At 69.0% G+C, this 22,016-nt stretch carries 16 protein-coding genes; 7 read left to right on the forward strand and 9 right to left on the reverse strand.

Annotated elements, in window-relative coordinates:
- Window positions 1–71: 71 nt before the first annotated feature.
- Window positions 72–584 carry a DUF1203 domain-containing protein gene (locus tag OG963_RS06000; protein ID WP_371800269.1) on the forward strand — a complete coding sequence of 171 codons (513 nt, stop codon included), beginning with the start codon at window positions 72–74 and terminating at the stop codon, window positions 582–584.
- A 358-nt stretch (window positions 585–942) separates the two neighbouring features.
- On the opposite strand, the gene OG963_RS06005 is transcribed toward OG963_RS06000, so the two are convergent.
- From OG963_RS06005 to chvE, 7 genes are all read right to left on the reverse strand, one after another.
- On the reverse strand, window positions 943–1,500 hold the full coding sequence (locus tag OG963_RS06005; protein ID WP_093770656.1) for a DNA-binding protein: 558 nt from the start codon (window positions 1,498–1,500) through the stop codon (window positions 943–945).
- A gap of 9 nt (window positions 1,501–1,509) precedes the next feature.
- Window positions 1,510–3,714: a helix-turn-helix domain-containing protein gene (locus OG963_RS06010; protein WP_371798607.1), complete on the reverse strand. Its 2,205-nt coding sequence runs from the start codon at window positions 3,712–3,714 to the stop codon at window positions 1,510–1,512.
- Between the two features lie 21 nt (window positions 3,715–3,735).
- Window positions 3,736–4,092, reverse strand: coding sequence for a hypothetical protein (locus OG963_RS06015; protein ID WP_030933473.1), 357 nt, complete (start codon window positions 4,090–4,092; stop codon window positions 3,736–3,738).
- Between the two features lie 359 nt (window positions 4,093–4,451).
- Window positions 4,452–5,639 carry a S1 family peptidase gene (locus OG963_RS06020; RefSeq protein WP_176902046.1) on the reverse strand — a complete coding sequence of 396 codons (1,188 nt, stop codon included), beginning with the start codon at window positions 5,637–5,639 and terminating at the stop codon, window positions 4,452–4,454.
- Between the two features lie 257 nt (window positions 5,640–5,896).
- Window positions 5,897–7,132 carry a multiple monosaccharide ABC transporter permease gene (gene mmsB, locus OG963_RS06025; protein ID WP_093770650.1) on the reverse strand — a complete coding sequence of 412 codons (1,236 nt, stop codon included), beginning with the start codon at window positions 7,130–7,132 and terminating at the stop codon, window positions 5,897–5,899.
- A 6-nt stretch (window positions 7,133–7,138) separates the two neighbouring features.
- Complete coding sequence (gene mmsA, locus OG963_RS06030; protein ID WP_030933479.1) at window positions 7,139–8,680, reverse strand: multiple monosaccharide ABC transporter ATP-binding protein; 1,542 nt, start codon at window positions 8,678–8,680, stop codon at window positions 7,139–7,141.
- Window positions 8,677–9,792, reverse strand: coding sequence for a multiple monosaccharide ABC transporter substrate-binding protein (gene chvE, locus OG963_RS06035; protein ID WP_093770648.1), 1,116 nt, complete (start codon window positions 9,790–9,792; stop codon window positions 8,677–8,679). The genes mmsA and chvE overlap by 4 nt, the downstream gene beginning before the upstream one ends.
- A 486-nt stretch (window positions 9,793–10,278) precedes the next feature.
- Here chvE and OG963_RS06040 point away from each other — a divergent pair, with 486 nt between their 5' ends.
- From OG963_RS06040 to OG963_RS06050, 3 genes are all read left to right on the forward strand, one after another.
- Window positions 10,279–11,565 (forward strand): nucleotidyl transferase AbiEii/AbiGii toxin family protein, encoded by a 1,287-nt coding sequence (locus OG963_RS06040; RefSeq protein ID WP_093929286.1) that lies wholly within the window; start codon window positions 10,279–10,281, stop codon window positions 11,563–11,565.
- 862 nt (window positions 11,566–12,427) lie between these two features.
- Entirely contained in the window at window positions 12,428–13,624 is a 1,197-nt protein-coding gene (locus OG963_RS06045; protein WP_371798608.1) for an SUKH-4 family immunity protein, read from the forward strand.
- Between the two features lie 555 nt (window positions 13,625–14,179).
- A complete protein-coding gene (locus tag OG963_RS06050) occupies window positions 14,180–14,824 on the forward strand; it encodes a hypothetical protein (protein WP_093770638.1) in 645 nt (214 codons plus the stop codon).
- A gap of 505 nt (window positions 14,825–15,329) precedes the next feature.
- On the opposite strand, the gene map is transcribed toward OG963_RS06050, so the two are convergent.
- Entirely contained in the window at window positions 15,330–16,097 is a 768-nt protein-coding gene (gene map, locus OG963_RS06055; RefSeq protein WP_371798609.1) for a type I methionyl aminopeptidase, read from the reverse strand.
- Between the two features lie 222 nt (window positions 16,098–16,319).
- Window positions 16,320–19,109 carry a LuxR C-terminal-related transcriptional regulator gene (locus OG963_RS06060; protein WP_371798610.1) on the reverse strand — a complete coding sequence of 930 codons (2,790 nt, stop codon included), beginning with the start codon at window positions 19,107–19,109 and terminating at the stop codon, window positions 16,320–16,322.
- A gap of 212 nt (window positions 19,110–19,321) precedes the next feature.
- Here OG963_RS06060 and OG963_RS06065 point away from each other — a divergent pair, with 212 nt between their 5' ends.
- From OG963_RS06065 to OG963_RS06075, 3 genes are all read left to right on the forward strand, one after another.
- Window positions 19,322–20,521, forward strand: a complete 1,200-nt coding sequence (locus OG963_RS06065) for an epoxide hydrolase (RefSeq protein WP_319739750.1) — start codon at window positions 19,322–19,324, stop codon at window positions 20,519–20,521.
- A gap of 341 nt (window positions 20,522–20,862) precedes the next feature.
- The gene (locus OG963_RS06070) at window positions 20,863–21,387 is read left to right on the forward strand and encodes a sigma factor-like helix-turn-helix DNA-binding protein (RefSeq protein ID WP_176902044.1); all 525 of its coding nucleotides are present in this window, start codon (window positions 20,863–20,865) and stop codon (window positions 21,385–21,387) included.
- A gap of 94 nt (window positions 21,388–21,481) precedes the next feature.
- Window positions 21,482–21,982 (forward strand): DinB family protein, encoded by a 501-nt coding sequence (locus tag OG963_RS06075; RefSeq protein WP_093770630.1) that lies wholly within the window; start codon window positions 21,482–21,484, stop codon window positions 21,980–21,982.
- Window positions 21,983–22,016: the final 34 nt, after the last annotated feature.

The raw sequence follows: 22,016 nt of genomic DNA on the forward strand, positions 1-22,016 counted from the left end.
GCCCGGCACGCCGGCCGGCCCAGAACTCTCCGTCGGATTTCCGCCAGCACCCCATGCCCGACCACGCCACGATGAACGGCATGACCAGCACCTATCAACCGCGGCCCATCACCCCCATCGCCCTCAAGAAGCTCCGCGACCGCGACGACGCCGGGCGTCCGATGTACCCGTACGTGGACGAGGAAGGCGGCGCTCCGCTCCGTTGCTGCCTGCGGCTCAGCGTCGTAGGTGACCGGATCGCCCTCGTCTCGTACGCCCCGCTGCGGCGCTGGGCGGCCCGGACGGGTGCCGAACCCGGGGCGTACGACGAGCAGGGTCCGGTCTTCATACACGCCCAGGACTGCGGCGGGCCGGCCGCGGACGGCACCGGCTACCCCTGGGCCCGCCCTGGCGCTCTCCGTGCGTTCCGCCGATACGACAACCGAGGGCACATCATCGGCGGTCGCATGGTGGAGCTGTCCGAGCATGCCGACGCATCGTTCGACCGCGCCTTCACCGAAGCCTTCGCGGACCCGGATGCCGCCCAGGTCCACGTGCGAGCCGTCGAATACGGCTGCTACCACTTCTGCGTGGACCGCCCCTGACCGGCTCATGGGCGACCGTCGGCCACGTCGGGGCCCGCCCCTCGCACCTCCGCATGACCCGGTGCCCACGACGACACCTCGAGTTGATCTCTGTCCGACGACAGTGCCTGTGGATGTCGTTGCCCCGTGCATAGGATCGCCGGCATGGCACTGCGACCTGTTCAGGTGAACACCGGGCGGCGAGAGCGCGCGCGTGGGGGGCGAGTTCAGCTCGCACTCCGACCACAACGCTCAACTCGTCGACCGAAGTGCTCCTTCACATCGACGCTGAGCACCGGAGCGACCGACTGAGACACTCGGTGGCCGAGTGAGCCGCTCAGTCACAGCCATGAGATCGATGAGGGATGCGGGCGCGGCGTCAGTAGTCGAGCTCGACGTAGTCGATGTCGGTGAACTCGACGAGCAGCTCGCCGGCCCGGCGTCCCCCGTCCTTGAAGTAGATCTCCTGGAGACCCTCGGCAACGATGGTGCGCAGCTGCTGTTCGGATGCTCCGGTCTGCCGGGCGTCGAACAGCCGTGCCGCGTACGCAGCGGGGAGATGCTGGGTGATGCGGCGGATACGGCCGTCGTCCGTGCTGCCCGGGGCAGCAGTGAAGCCGAACCGGGCGCGGGTCTCGACGACGATGCCGCCCGTGGCGGCCGCCTGCTTCTGGGCCCGTTCACGCACACGGGGCTGCCAGGCTCGACGGACTTCGGCGGTGAGCCGGGCGGCGAGGTCTCTGCGCGGGTGCTTGAACTGACCTGTCAGATAACGCTCGACCGTGCGCTGGGAGACGCCCAGGCGGTCGGCTGCCGCCCGGGTCGAGCCTCTCTCACTCTTGACCAGGAAGCGCATCTGGGCCGGGGCCGTCTTCGGGAGCGGGCGGGTGAACAAGGCCGACTCGGCCCTCTCCAGACTGTCGCCGATCTTCCCCATCCGGGTTTCCTACTCTCCGTCTGCCGCGGCGTCGGTGCCCTTGATGTGGCGGGCAGGATTGTGGCCCTGGTCGAGCATCTTGACAGCCCACATCAGGTCCTGGGTGCCTTCGTGTTTGACCATGCCGGGGCTCACCCCGAGGCGGAATCCACCGGGCAGCGGCCTGCCGTCGGGGGTGTGCGGCAGGAAGTCCAACGGCGAGGGGCCGTCGGACAGATAGACCGCGCAGTCCGACAGGACCGCGATCGGGAACAGGTCGGCCGCCGTGGCCAGCTTGACCATCTTGCGGTGCATGTTCACGCGGGCCGTCGAGATGACCGCGGCGCGGATGTCGGGCCGCCAGGTCGGGCGTGCCAGGGCGGACCACGGCTCGCCCGAGCGGTACTTCGCCCCCTGCGGCCGCTCCCTCAGCTTCCCGATCCCTCCCTTGACCGTCGCCTTGATCGCCGACAGCACCGCCACCGGTCCCGGCGCGGACTGCTTGTGGCCCTCCATCGCGGTCAGGAAGTCGTCCTCCGCCATCCCGGAACCGACACCGAGGTCGGCCATGGTCTCCTTGTACGCCTCGGCCAGGACCTTGTACCAGGGATCCAGATACGGACCGGCCTCGGGGCGGATGTAGGCCTCGGTCGGCTGGATCCGCGCGTCGAGGCCCTGTGTACCGATGAGTTCGGCGGCGTACGCGACAGTGGGTGTCGCGTACCAGGCGGGGCCCGTGGGTGGGGAACCGTGCGGGGTGAACGGGGACGGCAGGCGCGGATCCAGGGCGATCCCGGAGAGATCGACCAGCCAGCAGCCCGGCACCTTCTTGTCGAAGACCGGTGTGGTGACGTGGACCGGTTCCCCGAGACCGACGATCAGGCGGTTCGCGGCGGCAAGGAAGGCGGTGTTCACATCGATGCCGACCGCGAAACTCTTGACGCACTCCCCGTCCGTGAGCAGTTGCGGATCCCGGAACCAGTCGAACGCCTCCTCGTCCAGGACCTCGTCGTGCGTACGCACATGGCCACGGGGGTACAACGCGGCAACCACGGGATGCTCATCAGGTGCCTCGGGCGGCGCTGGATCGACCGGGTGGGTGAGCGAACCGGGCACCGGCCCCGACGTCCACCCGCCGGACGCCTCGTCCGGCACCGCACGAGTCGGTGGGCGCAGCGCGGTCATCAGCTCAAGCCCCGCCACCGCCGCCGAACCGCACGGAGTGATCACGCGGGCCGCGTACGTGCCCAGCACCTGGGCCAGCGCGGCCGGCTGGAGCTGATCGGCACTGCCCCAGGCTCTGGAATCCAGCGCGCCCCACGGCAGGATCGCCAGCTGCACACACTGACGTCGGCCACCCTGAACCGGACGGTAGATCCGCACCCATGGTCCGAACCCACGCCGCGTCAACCGCCACCCCGCCTTCAAGATCTGCTTGACCACCTTGTGGTCCTCGGGCAGACGCAGCGTGCGGCGGTCAGTCAGCTCGGCAGGCAGGCCGAAACGGGCGGCCGCGGACTCGGTGAGCACGACCAAGGAGTCGGCGTCCCTGCCGTTGCGATGCAGACGAGCAGCGCCGAGGTTCGCCTCGGCGAGCGTCCAGTCGACGAGGGAGGGGATGTCCCTGGCCGGGCAGTCCAGGACGAGGCCGCCAAAAGCGTAGGCGGATCCGTCACCGTCCAGCACGGCCAGCGGTCCGTTCACGAACCGGGCATCGGGGGAGGTCCCCGAGGCGGATGAGGCGGAGGCAGGTTGCCTTCCGGGGGACATGGGCTGCCTGGGAGCAGCGGGCCTGCTGGGGCCGGTGGCCCTTTCGGCCGCGGGCCGATACGGCGCGGACGCGTCCGCCCCGTCCCCCATGGCCCTGTCCGTGGTGCTCCTGCTTCCGGGAGCCCGCTCCCCAGCCGGCATGCCCGGCACGGCACCGACCTCCGCTGCCTCCGGCGCGCCGGTCGGCACGTGAGGAGCGGCCGGTGCTTCGGCCAAGGCGGCCAGTTGGGCCGCGATGCCGTCCAGCAGCTTCGCGTACGCGGCCCGGGTTGCGCCCTGAGGCTCACTGCGGCCGGCTTCCCACCCGGCCACCGTCGTCCGGGTGACGTCTAGCGCTTCGGCGATCTCCGCCTGAGTGAGCCCGTAGCCGGTGCGAAGGCGCGCCCGCTCGGCGGGCTCGGGCAGTTGGGTGCGGCGTGGCCCGGACTTGAGCAGGGCGTCGACGGGGTCGGGCTTGCTGGCCATACGGCGCTTGCTCCTTCGGTGTCAGTCCCGGTCGCTGCCGGAAGGGCGGTAGGGGGCCGCGTCCAGGAACTCGCGCAGGTGCTGGCCTGTGAGGATACGGGCGGGATTGCGCCCCGGGGGCAACGGGAGCCGCTGCCCCAGAGCCCACTGGAAGCGGGCGGCCGGAGTCAGGTCGAAGGCGTACTTGCCGCCCTCGCCGGCATCGGGCGCGGAATCGACGATCCGGTACGCACCGACGCAGACACCGCCGTCCACGAAGGCCAGCAGGAAGTCGCCGTGCCGGGCCACGGTCTGGGCCGAGAAACGCCACCAACGGGCGGCACCGTCCTCGACGGTCCGGCCGGCACGGAGCGAGGCCCTCACATCCACAGCCAGCATCAAGTCCCTCCCCACACACCTGCGCATCTGCCGACTCAGTCGGTCGATCAGCAGATGAACCCAACCCTAGTACAGATCAACACTCTTTATAGCCTCATAAAAGTGATCCCTGCCGTCGACACGGCGGCGACATCGGATCCGACCGGTCAGGCGGGTCGGGCAGGTCCGTTCGACCCAAGGCTGTGCAGGAGGCCTTCGTGAGGTCCGCGCCGGGTCGACCGGCTACTCGCACCGAAGGCCTGCCGCGACAGGACCCGGTGGTGAGTCCGTCGCGGCAGGCCTCGGAGACGGGGCACGGAGCCGGCGGGGAACATGGCGTACGACTCCGCCGACGTGTCGACGTCGTACCGCCGCAGGTGTCAGGCCGTGTGCAGCGTCAGCCCGTACCGGTTGAGGATCTCGTTGATCGGCTGGTGCCAGGTCTCACCGCCGCTGCTGCAGTTACCCCAGCCGCCCGAAGTGACGCCTTGCGCCTGGTCGCCGCTGATGAACGAGCCGCCCGAGTCGCCCGGCTCGGCGCACACGCTCGTCTTGGTCATCTGATACACGGCGCCCTGGCTGTAGTTGACGGTCTCGTTCGTCGCCAGCACATTCCCGCAGTGCCAGTGGGACGTGGAGCCGGAGCGGCAGATGGAGGCACCGATGGGAGCCTCCGCGGAACCGCGGACCAACTGGTCGGAGACGGTGCCCCAGCCGAGGACCACCGGCACGGTCCACCAGCCGTTGCCCACGCTGACCCAGGCATAGTCGTCGCCCGGGAAGGAGGACCCTTGGAAGTTGCCGATGTACGAGCCGTCCCATCCGCTGACGCCGGCGCCCGCCTGGCCGCAGTGGCCGGCCGTGACGAAACCGCCGTACACCGAGAAGCCGATGGAACACCGCACGTTGCCCGTGTAGTACGGGTCGCCGCCGACCGTCCCGGCGGAGAAGGTCTTCGGTGCTTCGGAGGTCCGCCGCACGAGCACCGGTCCGGCCTTGCGGGCCTGCTCGACGAACGCGCGGACATCGTTGTCATCCTCCGACGAAGCAACGACGTTCACCACGACCCGGCTGGCCTTCGGGTCGACGTGCCAGCCGGCGACACCGTCGGGCGCGGAAAGCGCGTCGAGCTGCGCCTTGGCGGCATCGAGCTGACGAGCGCTGTGGGCCACCAGCTTGACTGCCGCACCCGTCGCGCGTACGGCACCGGCCTTCTGGTCACTGGTGACTGCGACCGTGAGCCTGCCCGTTGCCGGATCGAACCAGGAACCGCCGTACGCCGGTCCTGCCGCCCGTCGGGCCTTTCCCTGTACGGCCGTTGCCGTCCTCTCGGCGGCCAGGCGCGCCTTTGCCTGACTCGCCGTCAGGCCGAGGTCCTTCTGCATCGCGGACAGCAGGCCGGCCGAGGCCGGCGCCTTGGCGGTGGAAGCGGGGGTGAAGCCGGAGGCGGTCGCGGATGCCGCGGAAGGGGCATCCGCAGCGGAGGCGGGGGCGATGCCGGCCGTCGCCCAGGCTCCGAGCAGAAGTATGGCGGACAGACCGGTGCGTAACACTGTCGTACGTCTCAAGGGAATGGACCCTTCTGTTGTTCCGACATTGGTGGGGGAGGAACAGCAGACGTCCGAGACCTCTCACCTGAGAGCGCTCTCAGAGTGTGCCGCGACAGACTGTAATGCAGCACCATCGTCAGGTCCATGCCAATGACGGTGAAGGTGTGCGCCCAACTGTTCAGGCCCTCGTCGCCGGGCTGTTGCGTGGCGACGAGGGCCTGCGGGTTGCTGGTCGTGCGTGGAGGTGGACCTTTCGAGCGACAGGCCCGGTCAGGTCAGGAGCCGGCCTTGCGCTTGTTGTAGACGTCGAACCCGACCGCGGCAAGGAGGACGAAACCCTTGATGACCTGCTGGTAGTCGGTGCCGACGCCTACCAGCGACATCCCGTTGTTGAGTACACCGAGCACCAGCCCGCCGATGATGGCGCCGAAGACCGTGCCGACGCCGCCGCTCATCGAGGCGCCGCCGATGAACGCGGCGGCGATGGCCTCCAGTTCGAAGTTGGTTCCGGCCTGAGGGACGCCTGCATTGAGGCGGGCCGCGTAGACGACACCGGCGAGGGCGGCGAGCACCCCCATGTTCACGAAGACCAGGAAGGTGACGCGCTGGTCCTTCACCCCGGACAGCTTCGCTGCTGCCCGGTTGCCACCGAGCGCGTACACGTGGCGTCCGACGATCGCGTTGCGCATGACGTAGCCGAAGCCAATGAGCAGTACGGCGAGGAGGAGCAGGACGACCGGGACGCCTCGGTAGCTGGCCAGGGTCATCGTGAAGGCGAGGACCGCCGCGCCCATGGCCACGCACTTGGCGAGGAAGAGGTTCCTGGGCAGGACGTCGAGTCCGTACCGCTGTTGCCGTCGCCGGTCGCGGACCTCCTGGATCAGGGCGAAGGCCAGGAGCGCGAGCCCCATGAGGAGGGTGAGATTGTGATAGTTGGTGTGCGGACCGACCTCCGGGAGGTAGCCGGTGGATATCTTCTGGAAGCCTTCGGGGAACGGGCCGAGCGAACGGCTGCCGAGGAGGATCTGGGTACCGCCGCGGAAGAGCAGCATCCCGGCCAGCGTGACGATGAACGACGGGATTCCGACGTACGCGATCCAGAAGCCCTGCCACGCTCCGGCGACCGCTCCGACGACGAGGGCCAGGACCAGGGCGAGGACCCATGGCACATCCTGTTCGACCATCATCACGGCGCAGGCGGCCGAGACGAAGGCGGCCAGCGAGCCGACCGACAGATCGATGTGGCCTGCGATGATGACGATCATCATGCCGATGGCCAGGACGAGGATGTAGCTGTTCTGGAGCACCAGATTGGTGACGTTGTTGGGCTTGAGAAGGACGCCGTCGGTCCAGATCTCGAAGAGCACGACGATCAGTCCGAGGGCGATGAGCATCCCGTACTGGCGCATGTTGCGGCGGGCCGCGTCCAGCAGGAGGGTGCCGGTGGTCGCGGGCACTGCCGCTGTGGCCGGCGTCGGGCGCTGCGGTGTCTCGGTGGGGGCCTGGGCCATTTCCTGCTACCTCTTGTCGCTGGTCATATGGCGCATCAGGACCTCCTGGGTGGCCTCCGCGCGCGGGAGTTCGCCGGTGATCCGGCCGGCCGACATGGTGTAGATGCGGTCGCACATGCCGAGGAGTTCGGGCAGTTCGGAGGAGATCAGCACGACTGCTCTGCCTTCCGCGGCGAGCCGGTCGATGACGGTGTAGATCTCGTACTTGGCGCCTACATCGATGCCGCGGGTCGGTTCGTCGAGGATCAGCACGTCGGGTCCGGCGAAGATCCACTTGCTGAGGACGACCTTCTGCTGGTTGCCGCCGGAAAGCCTGCCCACCTGCTCGAAGACGGTCGGAGCCTTGATGTTCATGGACTTCCGGTACGACTCCGCGACCCGGGTCTCCTCGTGCTCGTCGACGACGCCCCGCCGCGCCACCTTGCCGAGGGCACTGAGGGTGATGTTGCGGCCGATGGTGTCGATGATGTTGAGGCCGTACTGCTTGCGGTCCTCGGTGACGTAGGCGATGCCGTGCCGGACGGCCTCCGGGACGGTGCGGGTACGGATCTCCTTGCCGTCCTTGAAGACCTTGCCGCTGATGTTGTGGCCGTAGGTGCGCCCGAAGACGCTCATCGCCAGTTCGGTGCGTCCCGCGCCCATCAGGCCGGCAATGCCCACGATCTCGCCCCGCCGGGCCTCGACCCGGGCGTGGTCGACGACCTTGCGGTGCTGGTCGATGGGGTGGTGCACGGTCCAGTCGCGGATCTCCAGGGCGGGGTGGGCGCCCGGATCACCCTCGTACCTGGTCCGTTCGGGGAAGCGGTGGTCGAGGTCGCGTCCGACCATGCCGCGGATGATGCGGTCCTCGGTGGTCGCCTCGGCGTGCACGTCGAGAGTCTCGACGGTACGGCCGTCGCGGATGACGGTGACCGAGTCGGCGACCGCCGCGATCTCGCCCAGCTTGTGCGAGATGATGATCGAGGAGATTCCCTGACCCTTCAGCTCCTTGATGAGGCTGATGAGCTGGGCGCTGTCCTCGTCGTTGAGTGCAGCGGTCGGTTCGTCGAGGATCAGCAGTTCGACCTTCTTGGCGAGGGCCTTGGCGATCTCGACGAGCTGTTGCTTGCCGACTCCGATGTCCGCGACCCTGGTCTGCGGGTGTTCACGCAGCCCGACCCGTTCCAGGAGGGCGGCGGCGTGCCGCAGCGTCTCGTTCCAGCTGATGAAGCCGCGGCTGGCGTGTTCGTTGCCGAGGAAGATGTTCTCCGCGATGGAGAGGTACGGCACCAGGGCGAGTTCCTGGTGGATGATCACGATGCCGCGTGCCTCGCTGGCGCGGATGTCCTTGAACGCACAGCGCTCGCCACGGAATCGGATCTCGCCCTCGTAGCTTCCGTGCGGGTGCACTCCGCTGAGGACCTTCATCAGGGTCGACTTACCGGCGCCGTTCTCCCCGCAGAGGGCGTGTACCTCGCCCTCCGCGACGGTCAGGGAGACATCCGAGAGCGCCTTGACACCCGGGAAGGTCTTGACGATGGACCGCATTTCGAGGACCGGAGCGGTCATCGGAGGTCGCTCTCCTTGATGTAGCCCGAATCGACCAGCTCCGCCTGGTAGTTGGTCTTGTCGACGCTGACCGGGTCCAGGAGGAAGGACGGCACGACGAGCTTCTCGTTGTTGTACGTCGTGGTGTCGTTGACCTCGGGCTTCTTGTCGTGGAGCACGGCATCGGCCATCTGGACCGCCTGCTTGGCGAGGGCCCGGGTGTCCTTGTACACGGTCTGGGTCTGCTGTCCCGCGATGATCGACTTCACGGAGGCGACCTCGGCGTCCTGGCCGGTGACGACCGGGTAGGGCTTCGACTTCGTGCCGTAGCCGTCCGATTTGAGCGCCGAGATGATACCGATGGAGATGCCGTCGTACGGGGAGAGCACGGCGTCCACTTCGGCCGACGAGTAGGCGCTGGTCAGCAGGTCGTCCATGCGCTTCTGTGCGGTGCCACCGTCCCAGCGCAGGGTGGTGATCTGGTCCAGCTTCGTCTGCTTGCTGCGGATGACGAGCTGCTTCTTGTCGATGTACGGCTTGAGGGTCTTCCAGGCGCCCTGGAAGAAGTAGCGCGTGTTGTTGTCGTCCGGCGATCCCGCGAAGAGCTCGATGTTGAACGGCCCCTTCCCGGAGCCGGACTCCAGACCGAGCTTGTCGACGATGTAACCGGCCTGGAGTTCGCCGACCTTCTCGTTGTCGAACGAGGCGTAGTAGTCGACGTCCGGGCTGCCGAGGATGAGGCGGTCGTAGGAGATGACCTTGATGTTCTGCTCCCCCGCCTGCCGCAGGACGTCGCTCAGCGCGCGGCCGTCGATCGCCGCAATGACCAGGACGTCCACACCCTTGGTGATCATGTTCTCGATCTGGGAGACCTGCTGGTCGACGTCGTCCTCGCCGTACTGCAGATCGGTCTTGTAGCCGAGCTTCTTGAACTCGGCGACCATGTTGCGGCCGTCGGCAATCCAGCGCTCCGACGACTTCGTCGGCATGGCGATACCGATGGTGGAGCCCTTGCCACCCGCCTTCTCCTCCTTGCTGCCGCCGGCGCTGCTCTGCCCGCAGGCAGCAAGTGAGAGGGACAGCGCAACGGCTGTCAGGGCGGCTGCTGCAGTACGTGTACGGGTCGTGCGCATGATCGATCCTCCGGAGTACGAGGGAAGCGGCGGGAGTTGGCCCGACAGGGGGTGGATCCCATCGAGCGTTCGGTATATCGGACAAGGTTCGAATCACTGAGCGCGCCCATTCGTCACTGCCGGACGATCAGCCGATTCCCTTGAGCGGCAAGGTTGTTGCTCCTGGGGCTCGCGTAACTCCTCTAGCTCCTAGGGCGTTCGATATTTCGTCACCCGTTCGAAATTCTGGCGTGACCGTAGTGAGGGGTCGGGGAGAGTGTCAATGGTTCGCGCACACGCAACTGGGACAAGCAGGTAGCCGGAGTGGGTTTCGGCCGTTCCGAGGCCGTCGCGCATCGCTCCGGCACGAATGCCGGACCCGGGTCCGGGAACTTCCCGTACGGCCTGGGAACCTATGCTGTCGTCAGGCGCTCACAGCCGCCTGAACTCCAACTGCCGCCTCGGACAGGGCGGACCAAGCCGCACCTCTGCTCGGGAGCCTTCATCATGACGCCCTCCGCCGGCGATGCCTCCTCCTGGACGAGGCTGTGGGCCGGCTCCCCACACATCCCGCACGCGCCCCTCGACGACGCGACACGGCGGCACGCGGATCTCCCCGCAACGCTGCTGCCGGCCCCCGCCGGTATGCATCACCCCGCGGTCTTCGAACCTGCGTTGAAACAGTTCGCCAACGCCTACCGGGCCGGGGAGCCGCACTTCGAGGATGCCGCGACGAGCCAGGCCTGGCACCGGGCGCGGCGGACCGTACTCGACACGGTGCTCGCGGCCGTCGCGGAGGGTCCCTGGGCCCGTCATCTGGTGCTGCGCGGCAGCGTGTTGATGGCCACCTGGTTCGGGGATGCGGCCCGTGATCCGGGCGACCTGGACTTCCTCGTCGTACCTCAGGACTGGGCCATGGACGGCCGCCGCACCGTGGGCCTGTTCGACACGATCGCCCGGGACGCCGAGACAGCCGCGCGCGGCGCCGTCCGCATCGACGCGGCCGCCATGGTGACCGAGAACATCTGGACGTACGACCGGGTTCCGGGCCGCCGCATGCTGCTGCCGTGGACCGCGTCGGGCGTTCCCGGTGGCACGGTACAGCTGGACGTGGTGTTCCACGAGCCCCTGCCGGCCCCGGCCGAACTGACCGGGCTCCGGCCGCTGGGTGACGGTCCCGGCTGCCGGATACCGGCCGTCTCCCCCGCTCTGTCGCTGGCCTGGAAGCTGCTGTGGCTGGTCACCGACGCGTATCCGCAGGGCAAGGACCTGTACGACGCGGTCCTGCTGGCGGAACACACCCCGCCCTCCTACGAACTGGTACGGGACGCCTTCGTGCTCAGCGGTGCGGAGGGGGTGAGGCCGGCCGGTACCTGGTGGCTCGACGAGCTGGACGTGGAGACCGGTTGGCCTCACTTCACCGCCGAACACCCCTGGGTCACGGAGGATGCGGCAAGCTTTCGCGGGCGTCTAGCCCGCGCGCTCGGGCCTCTGCTGGAGTCGGCGGAGCGACCGGGAGAGGGAGGCTACACCCGGTGGGCCAGGTGGTTGCAGCCGCTGGTGGAGTCCACCCGTGCAACGGCCCCCGACCGCCCTGAGGCCGCCCTCGGGCATCTCTGCGAGGGCGGCAGGGACGGTCTGACGGCTGCAACCGTGATCGTCCGCGAGGTCGTGGGACGTGAGCGGCTGCGCCCGGAGGACGCACTCGCCGCTGTCCTGACGGACGGGAGCAGCTGGCGCTACTGGCGGGAGAACCCGGACGCCTGCCGCCGCGCCCTGGACGAGTTGCGATGACGGCGGTCCCATGCACTGCGCGCCCGCGACCCCGTTTCGAGTCACCCGACCGTGGAGCCGACGGCTGAAGCACCGGCCGTCGAGGAGCCGGCGGTCAGGGGCCCGGGGAGCCGCCGTCCACACGGTCTTGCCGACCCTCCCGGCGCCGGGCCCCGAAGTCGGAGGCGGCCGCGCGAACCAGGAACAGCCCACGGCCGCTCCGCCTGGCTCGGGAGGACCGTCGGAGGCGGGTTGCGACGGCTCGGGGGCTCTTGCGTCGGTGACCGAGGGGGTGTGCGGGTCGTGCAGCGGGCGGGCCATCGCTGTGCCGTTCTCCAGCAGCAGCGTCCCCCGCGCCGCCGGTCCGGTAGCCCTGGCCGCAGCCACCGGCCCTGATGCCGGTGCCGGCCGTGGGCTTCTGGGTCTGCCGGTCGGGGACAGTCGCCTCGTTCGTCGCCGCACGTCGGCGTCGCGCACGCTTTGAAGGGTTGGCCCGGTCCGGTTTCGATGTGCTCGTGGTGCTGCGGTGCATTTCCTTTCCGCTCTCCAGCACGTCATCCACGACACGCTCCAAGACCTCTGCCCTGCGGTCCTGTGGCAGTGACCCGGCGTTGCGACCGGAGTCGGACCTTCCGCAGGTCGCGGATGTAGACGTATCCACGTGCGGCATCGGAGAGGACAGCCATCGTCCCCACAGTGAACAACCCTGGCAGGGCGTCGCTTTCCGCTTCCGTCCGTTGGCGAGACAGGACCAGTCCATGAGCGCCCGAGCGTGACTGCTTCCGACCCGAATGCCTGCCGTCCCCGGATTCCGCCGGTGCGGCAACGGTAGGGTCGGGGCGCTCGGAATGTGGGGGCGTCGGTGCGGGGAGACGGGACGGCGATGGAGAGCGGCGGGACGGCGGCGCGCGGGCGGGTGCGGGAGACGGACCTGCCGGCGGGGTTGACGCATGGAGTGAGCCGGGAGTTCCTGGTCTCGGAGGGGCTGCCGGAGGCGGCGGCGTTCTTGGACTTCGCGAGGCCGGGAGCGGGCCTGCTGGAGGCGCCGGCCTGGCCCGACAGCCGTCAGCAGGGCGATACGGGGCCGCTGTTCGTCCTCGGCGAGACGCAATACTGCGGCAGCCGGGTGCTGCTGGACGGCGTCACGGGGGAGGTCCATCTCGCCGCACGGGCGGACGGGAAGGTGCGGCGCGACCTGCTGGCCTCGGACCTTCCTGCGCTCTCCGGGCTGATCCGCGAGACCGAGGCTGTGACCCGGGACGCCGGACAGCGGGGGGCGGGTGACGGGCATCGGGGTGCGGCAGCGGCCGCCGCCATGGCGGGGAGCGTCGAGCGCCGGATGCGGGAGATCGACCCGGGTCTGTTCGGTCGGACGGCCCAGAACCCGCCGGCGCACTGGGGTACCGCGCTGCTGGTCGCCTCGCTGGCCTGGGGCGCGCTGCCCGGCACGGAGGCAGGCGGTCTCTCCTACGAGTTCGGCGCCGACCTGGTCGAGGAGATCGCCGCGCTGACCGGCGAGGGGCGAGTGCGGCGCTACCGGCCGGAGGAGCTGCCGGCCGTGCTCTCCCACGGGCCGACCAGGCGGCTCCTCACGGAGGTGGGCCTGCCGCTCGGCAGTGAGATGTTCGGGGTCAAAGAGGATGACCCGCTGGTCACCATGGCGCAGGCGCACCCGGACTCCTTCGGAAACGGCGCCGAGGCGGAGGAGGGGCGGGGGTACCAGCGCGACTACGTCGCGATCGGCTGGTGGCCGCACGACCTCCCGGTCGCCCTCGACGGCGCCACCGGCCGGCTGGAGCTGCCCGACTGGTACGACGAAGGCGGGCCCGCCGCCTATCTCCACCAGGACCTGTCGGCACTGCTGTACGCGCTCTGGACGTACGAGCGGCTGCGCGCCGCGTGGCACGACGTGGACGACGCGCGCAGGGCCGACGCCTGGGAGGTGTTCGATCCGCACGTGCTGCTGATCAGCGTGGTCGACGAGCTGGTGGAGGCGGTCGACCCGGAGGCGTTCGCAACGGCCGGGCATTCCTGGCGGATGCTCGCCGAGGACCGACACACCGGCGGTCTGCTGGCCTGATCGTTCTCGCTCCCGTCGGCTGAGCCACGGTGCCGGTCACTCTCCTGCTGTCCGGCGGGCAGCACGTCGTACCCGTTCCGCGACGACGTCCGCCGCGGGCAGCAAGCGAGTTGGCGTCTGCGGCGGATGCCTCACGCGCAGGTACGAATCCGGACGGTGATCCCGGCCGCACGCCAAGACGTTCCGCCCGGACCGGGCCGCCGACGCTCCCGCACAGGACCGAAGCACCCCGCAGCACGACCACCTACGCCGACCAATCCAGATCCCCCTGCCGTGTCAGCGAACAGCGTGATCGCACGCATGTGGATAGGTGTCACGCGTGGTCCGTACCCGGGGACGGCCGCCGGCCGGTGTGGTGGGATGCTGAGCCGCTCGCCGGGCGTCGGCGATCAGGGACATGTGGTGAGGGCATTGAAATCGGTGACGCGGAGAACGTGGGCGGTGATGGTGTGCACCGTGGTCGCGGCGGGCGGACTGGCTGGGTGCGGGGGCTCCGGCGGAGGGAACGCGGAGGGCAAGCCGTCACCGGCGCGGTCTGTGAGCGATGCGCAACGAATGACCGAAGCGCTGACGCTGTTCAAGGGATACCGGTCCTTTGGCCTCGAGGGGGAGGTCAGGGACGAGGTGAACACCCTTGTCGACCTGCACGTCGACCGGCAGGGCAATTGCGTCGGCAGCTACCGGAACCTTGGTGCCACCACCGAGTTCGTCGTCATCGGTGACCGTGCCTGGTCGGCGTTCGACGAGAAAGGGCTGAGCAGCTCCATCGAGACCGCGCGGTACATGGGGCCCGACGCGGTGGACGCGGCCAAGGATGCGGCCGCGACGGCGCGCGGGAAGTACGTGGAGTCATCGGCCGCCGAGCTGACCGAGGCAAACATCGCCCTGTCCCTGTGCCGGATGGACCGGGCGTACGCGGACGTGCCTGCCTCGGTGACCAGCGCCGAACACAGCAGACCCCGCACGGAGAAAGGGGAGCGGCGCGTGTCGCTCACGCACACGCATGAGGACGGCGAGGTGGTCGTCGAGGTGCCGAAGGCAGGAACACCGAAACCTCGCCGCATCGAGTTCGAGGTCCGGGACGTGCCCGTACTGGTCGACATCGACGACTACGACGTACCGGTCAAGGTACAACGACCCGACACTTCCGACGTGGTGCAGGCCGAAGACGTACGCGGGCTCAATCCGTTCGCCGACTGACCACGTACCGCCGCAGCCCGCAGAGCACCCTCGCTGTTCGCGGCCACATCACACGCCGACGGAGAGCGAGCCACGGCTGTCAGCCCGCATCGGCCCTTGCTGTCCGTACGGATCGGCACCGCGCTCGCCGACACCGGTCTCCCGAACCGGCCTCGGCGGGGGCGAGGCCTGCTACTTCGTCGGCGGCTTCTCCGCGTCGGCGCCCGCCTCTTCGCGCTGCCCGCGCGCCCCGGACGGCTGGTCTGCCGACCGGGGAGGGGGCGGTTTCCAACTCCTCGGTGAACGAGTCCTCCTGGTGTGACTGTCCTGTGCGGTGAGTTTCGATTGACGCCATCGGAGTTTGAGCGGCGTGGGTCACCGACTGCGGCTGCGTCATCGTGCTGGACCGGTTTCGCCGCCCCCGCCTGCCCGGCGGGATGCGACCTCGGCGCGACATGAGCGCAACGGTTGGGGCGTGCCGGGCATCGAACAGTCCGGTCCCGGATACGGCGGCGTCCGGAGAACGTCAGGGCAGAGTCAGGATGCGGGGGCCCTGGTCGGTGATGGCGACGGTGTGCTCGATGTGGGCGGCCCTGCTGCCGTCGGTGGTGCGCAGGGTCCAGCCATCGATGTCGGTGCGGTACGTGTTCTGCCCACCGGCCATGAGCATGGGTTCGATGGCGAGGACCAGGCCATGGCGGAGGGGGAAGCCACGGCCGGGGCGGCCGCGGTTGGGGAGATGAGGGTCTTCGTGCATGCGGCGGCCGATGCCGTGGCCGCCGAAGTCGGCGGGCATGCCGCAACCGGCCTTGCGCGCGACGGTGTCGACGGCGTGGGAGATGTCGCCGATGCGACTTCCCGCCTGGGCGGCGGCAATGCCGGCGTCGAGGGCTTGCTGGGTGGCGTCGATCAGATCGAGGTCGCCGGGGCGGGGCGTTCCGACGGTGAAGGTGATGGCCGCGTCGCCCGTCCAGCCGTCGAGTTGAGCGCCGCAGTCGATACTCACCAGGTCGCCGTCGCGCAGCCGGTAGCCGCTGGGGATGCCGTGCGACACGGCGTCGTTGACGGACGTGCAGATCACGGCCGGGAATGCGACCGGGGCGAAGGACGGCCGGTATCCGAGGAACGGGGAGCCGGCTCCGGCCTCGGCCAGAACTGACCGGGCCGCTTCGTCCAGTTCTTGCAGGGACACCCCCACGCCGGCTGCTTCTCGGACGGCGGCCAAGGCGCGGGCCACCACACGCCCGGCTTCCCGCATCGCGTCCAATGCGGCATCGGTCTTGATCTCCACCATGTGTTCGTCTCCCCGCAGCGCGTCGACCCAATACTTATACCGGTATTAGTATCACGGTCATGATGGGGACTCCTCCGACACCGGGGGTGACGGGAACTCGCAGTTTGACGAAGGCGGCGCACTCGCGCCCACCCCGCGACTGCGCCCTGAACCGCTGCGCGCGTCGGCGAGACGAGGCCCGGCGCGACGCCTACCGCGCCTGCATCAGTGCCTCGAAGCGGCTCAGTGTCGCCGGTTCGGTGGGGACAACACCGAGCGCAGTTGCCTGCGGGAGCTGACTCCGAGCTTGGTGAACACGTTGCCGAGGTGCCATTCCACAGTGCGTGAGCTGATGAAGAGCTGGGCGGCGATCTCGCCGTTGGTTTTCCCCTCTCTGGCCAGCCCGGCGATCTGGGCTTCCTGGCTGGTGAGTTGGGCGAGCGTGTCAACCGTCCGCTTGCGTACGGTTTCACCGGTCGCCAGAAGCTCTCTGCGAGCGCGTTCGGCGAACCCTTCGGCACCGATCCGACTGAACGTCTCGTAGGCGGTGCGCAGTTGCGTTCGACTGTCCTGGCGACGGTTCCGGCGGCGCAGCCACTCGCCGTACAGCAGGTGGGCGCGGGCCAGAGAAACGGTGATCCGGCCGCGTCCGAGACGCTCGATCGCCTCCTGGTAGAGAGCGTCGGCGGCCTGGTCGTCGCTCAGCAGTGCGCGCGAGCAGGCCTCGGCGCCCAGGGCCCAGTCGGTGCCGCTCGCACCGGTGCGCTCGGTGAGCTTGCCCAGCGCCGCCGCGGCGACCTCTGGCTGCCCGCTGCGGACAGCCGCCTCGATCAATTCGATCAGTGCCCATCCGAAGATACCTAGATCTTCGTACTGGCATGCACGCGTCGCGGCCGCCAGCGCGACATCGTAGTGACCGAGGCCGTTGTGCAGGAGTGCGGTCGCGTACTCGGCGAGGGCGAGAGCGCGTCCCTCACCCCGGGCGCGCACTTCTTTGATGGTGGCCTCGATGAGGCCCAGTGCCTGGGACTCCTGTCCTCGCCAGGCGCCGAGTACGAGTGACGTGTACATCATGGGTACGCCGCCTGCCGCATCCGAGATCGCCGTGGCCTCGTCGATCAGAGCCGCCGCAGTGTCGAATTCGCCGGCGTGCACGTGGGAGCACGCCTGGTAGGTCAGCGCCATCGGGAGGATCGCGAGCGCCCCCGCCTCGCGGGAGACGGCGACGGCACCCGCTGCCAGCTCGTACCACGCCTCGTCGTCCCACAGCTCCGGCGCGAGGGGCTCGGGTGTGACCCGGAACGCCAACCACAACCAACGCTTGTCCGCGTCCGACGCGCCGGATCTCTGCTCCTGCTGAACGACATGCAGTGCATGCTTCAGGGCGTCGACGCCGGCCGCGTTCCCGTCGATGATCAAGTCGGCCAAGCTGTCCAGGAGGACGTCGACCATCCGCGGCGGCGCCGACGGCGGCGGTCCGGCGCGGACGGCCTCCGCCACCTCCCGCAGCCCGGGCCCCTCACTGAGACGGCCCGCGGAGATCGCCGCGCCTGTCGCCTCCAGCAGGGTGTCACGGGCGAGGGCCGCGTCCAGCGGCGCCAGCCGGTGCGCGGCGTCGAGCAGGCGACGAGGTGCGTCACCACTGCGCACCTCGGAGAACACCAGCCGGGCTCGCAGCCGCTCCAGACGGGCGCGCTGCAGGTCATCGAGGGGACCGGCCTCCGCCGCAGCCAGGATGCAGTGGGCCTGATCGACCCCGCCGGCATCGATCGTGGCCTGGGCGGCGGCCAGCGCCCGGGTGATGCGGCGCGCGGGATCGGGCGTCAGCTCGGCAGCCCGCCGTAGGAATGCCGCCGCCGCGACAACACCTCCCCTGCTCTGGGCGCGGCAGGCCGAGCGCTCCAAGTCGAAGGCGACGCTCTCCTCGGGCCGGGCGGCCGCATGAGCGCGGTGCCAGGCCTTGCGGTCGGGGTCGAGGTGAGGGTCGGTGGCCTCCGCCAGCGCCTGGTGCGCCGCCCGGCGCTGCGGTGCGGACATCCCCTGGTACACGGCCGAGCGCACCAAGGGATGGTGGAACCTTGCGCGTGAGCCGAACTCGATCAGGCCCGCGGCCTCGGCCGCCGTGGCGGCGTCCCCGGAAATCCCTTGCAGGCCGGCCGCGCGCCACAACAGGGCCACGTCTCCGGTCGGCTCGGCCGCGCCGGTCATCAGAAGCCGCCGGCTCTCCTCCGGCAGCGTCTGGAACCGCTGGTGGAGGACGATCTCGATGCAGTCGGCCACGGGGCCTCCTCTGGGCAGCCCGAAGCCGCCCGCCAGCTCGGCAGGCGTGAGCGCGCGCGGCAGCTGCAGCAGAGCCATCGGGTTGCCGTGCGCCTCGGCCACGATCCGCTCCCGCACCAGCGGATCGAACGGCACGCGGACAGCCGATGCCAGCAGGGCACGCGCCTCGGGCGCCCTCAGCCCCTTGACGATCAGTTCCGGCAGGCCTGCCAGCTCACGATCACCGGCGGAATCCCGCCGGGCGAAGATCAAAGCCACTGGTTCGGCCACCAAACGCCTGGCGACGAACGCCAGCGCCTGCAGCGACCCGTCATCAAGCCACTGCGCATCATCGACGAGGCAGGCCACGGGCTGGTCCACGGCAGCGCCGGCCAGCAGGCTCAGCACCGCCAAGCCCACCAGGAAGCGCTGCGGCGGCCCGCCCTCCCGGAGTCCGAAGGCGACGGACAGCGCATTGCGCTGGGGTGCCGGCAGCTCGCCGAGCCGGCCCAGCAAGGGCGCGCACAGCTGGTGGAGGCCCGCATACGGGAGCTCCATCTCCGACTCGATGCCCGCGACGGCGACGGTGCGGAACCCGTCGGCACGGCCGGCCGCGTAGTCCAGCAACGCGGTCTTACCGATACCCGGCGCGCCGCGAAGCACCAGCACCGCACTGCTGTCGCCCTGCGCTGTAGCCAGGACCCGATCCAATGCAGCCATCTCCTGGCCCCGGCCGCGTAGTACCACCTGCGAATCGACGGCGTGCACACCCATGGACCGGTCTCCCTAATCAAGCAATTTGTCCCGTTATGTGACTTTATTCCCCTTGGGGTGTTTTTTGGAGTTCTGCGGGTCCGGGCCCGCCCCCGGGGTCCGGCCCCGGGGGATATCCCCGGGATTTCCCCCGGGGCGACGCGTGCCGACCCCGTCCACTGTGGATCGCCTGCGGCACGGAGCCGCTGACCACAGCAAGGAGCACTTTCCACATGTCTGACACTTCCGCATCGACGGCGATCCGGCCGTTCACGTTCGAGTTCCCCGAGGCGGAGCTTGAGGATCTGCGGGCGCGCATCGAGGCGACGCGTTTCCCCGAGAAGGAGACCGTCGAGGACCAGTCCCAGGGAACCCAGCTCGCCACCATTCAGGAACTGGCGCGGTACTGGGCCAAGGAGTACGACTGGCGCAAGGTCGAGGCGAGGCTGAACTCCTACCCGCAGTTCATCACCGAAATCGACGGGCTGGACATCCACTTCATCCACGTCCGCTCGAAGCACGAGAACGCTCTGCCGGTGATCGTCACGCACGGCTGGCCGGGTTCGATCATCGAACAGCTGAAGATCATCGAGCCGCTCACGAACCCGACGGCCCACGGTGGCGACGCCTCGGACGCGTTCCACGTGGTGATCCCGTCGATGCCCGGCTACGGCTTCTCCGGCAAGCCGTCCGCGAAGGGCTGGGACCCCGAGCACATAGCCGGCGCCTGGGGTGAGCTGATGAAGCGCCTCGGCTACACCAAGTACGTCGCGCAGGGCGGCGACTGGGGCGCGGTCGTCACCGACCTCATGGGCGTACAGGAGCCCGAAGGCCTGGTGGGGATCCACACCAACATGCCCAAGGTGATTCCGCCCGCCATCGAGCAGGCCATCATCACCGGCGACCCGCTGCCGTCCGACATCGTTCTCGCCAATGACGAGGAGAAGGCGGCCGTCGAACAGCTGGACTTCGTCTACCGGCACGTCTACTACGCCTACATGATGGGCTCGCGCCCGCAGTCGCTGACCGGGCTCGCGGACTCCCCGGTCGGCCTGGCGGCCTTCATGCTCGACCACGACAAGGCGAGTCTGGCCCTGATCACCCGGTCCTTCAACGGAGTGAGTGAGGGGCTGTCCCGGGATGACGTCCTGGACAACATCACGCTGTTCTGGCTGACGAACACGGCGGTCTCCGCGGCCCGTCTCTACGCCGAGAACAAGACGCCGTTCTTCGGTTCGAAGGGAGTCAAGCTCCCGGTCGCCGTCAGTGTCTTCCCCGACGAGCTCTACCAGGCTCCCAAGAGCTGGGCGGAGCAGGCCTACCCCAACCTCATCCACTACAACAAGCTCCCCAAGGGCGGCCACTTCGCGGCCTGGGAGCAGCCGGAACTCTTCGTGAACGAGGTCCGCACGGGCTTCCGCTCCCTGCGGTAGCCAGCGGCGCCTGAACCCCTGCAGGCGCCGGCCCGGCGGGGTGGTCGAGCGACCGGACTTCAGGTCCGCTCGGCCACCCCCGCCCCCTGGCCCTGCCCCTTCCTCTGGCTCTGGCTCTGGCTCTGCCCAGACGGTCTTTGCCGGCTCCATTGGCGGGTTCTCTGCCGGTCCGCGGGATCGCAACGACGAACAGCCCTCAAACCCTTATGAAGCGACATACCCCCACCGGCGACGACACCGGCACCCACATCCCCATCCCGCGAAGCCCCGCCACCCCGAACGGCCCTGACTCAGCAGCAACGGATCCAGCCGGACTCCTCGTACGATTCGAATGCGAGGTCATGCCGTTCCTGGACCGGTTGTACATGGCCGCGACGCACATGACGCACGCTGGCGCGCATGCCGAGGACCTGGTTCAGAAGACGTATCTCCAAGCTTTCCGCGTGTTCGGGGCGTTGACCGCCGGAACGGACCGGAAGGTCTGGCTGTTCCAACTCCTGGCCGACAGTGCCTTCCACACAACAGGCGAGTGGCACCGTCCGCCACGCTCAAACTCCTCGACAGCGTGTCCCTGCCGCCGCCCCACGGAGAAGCACCACCCTAGGTTCCGTGAGCCCGGGATGCCGGACGCGCAGGCCTTGGAGTGGCTGCCCGACCAGGAGGTGAAGGCCGCCCTTCGACGACTCCCTCAGGAATTGGCGATCATTGTCCATCTCGCGGACGCCGAAGACTTCTCCCCCACGGAGATCGCGGACGTCCTCGGCATATCCGAAAACACCGCGACATCCCTGTTGCTCTATGGAAGACACTGCTTGCTCCATGCGTTCACCGATGCCTCACGTCGGCAGGGCCTTCTCGACCGATGAGCCTTCGGGGTACTTCGACTGTCCATGGCCACGCACCAAGGCCTCCTGGGAACCGCCGGTCGGGGCTGCCTCGTGATCCGGTAGCGTCCGCGCCATGACAGCCAATCAGTTCTCGACATCTACCGAGCGGGAAGCTCTCTGTGGCTTTCTCGACAAGCAGCGCGCCGATCTGCTTCGGAAGGTCGAGGGTGTCTCCGACAAGGATGCCCGCATGACGCCGACGGTGAGTTCGCTGTCCCTGATGGGCCTGCTCAAACACTCCGCGCTCTGGGAGCGGCGGTGGTTCCAGGTCATCGTCGCCGGGCGGACACTCCCCGGTGAGTGGCCCGAAGCGGAGGTCCAGGACTGGCAGGACGAGGACTTCCGTGTCGACGAGCAGGACACGGTGAAGCGTTGGACGGCCTTCTTCGAGGAGCAGGTGGCCATCTCGCGGGAAATCGTCGCAGGCCTGGCGCTGGAGGCTCCATGCAGCCGCTCCGACCTCGTGGACCGGAATCTGCGGTGGGTCCTGCTCCACATGATCGAGGAGACCGCTCGGCACGCCGGTCACGCAGACATCATTCGAGAGAGTATCGACGGCGGTACCGGCATCTGAGTTGTTTCCATCATCGGATCATCGGTCGTGCCGT

It is taken from the genome of Streptomyces sp. NBC_01707, from assembly GCF_041438805.1.
Lineage (GTDB): Bacteria > Actinomycetota > Actinomycetes > Streptomycetales > Streptomycetaceae > Streptomyces.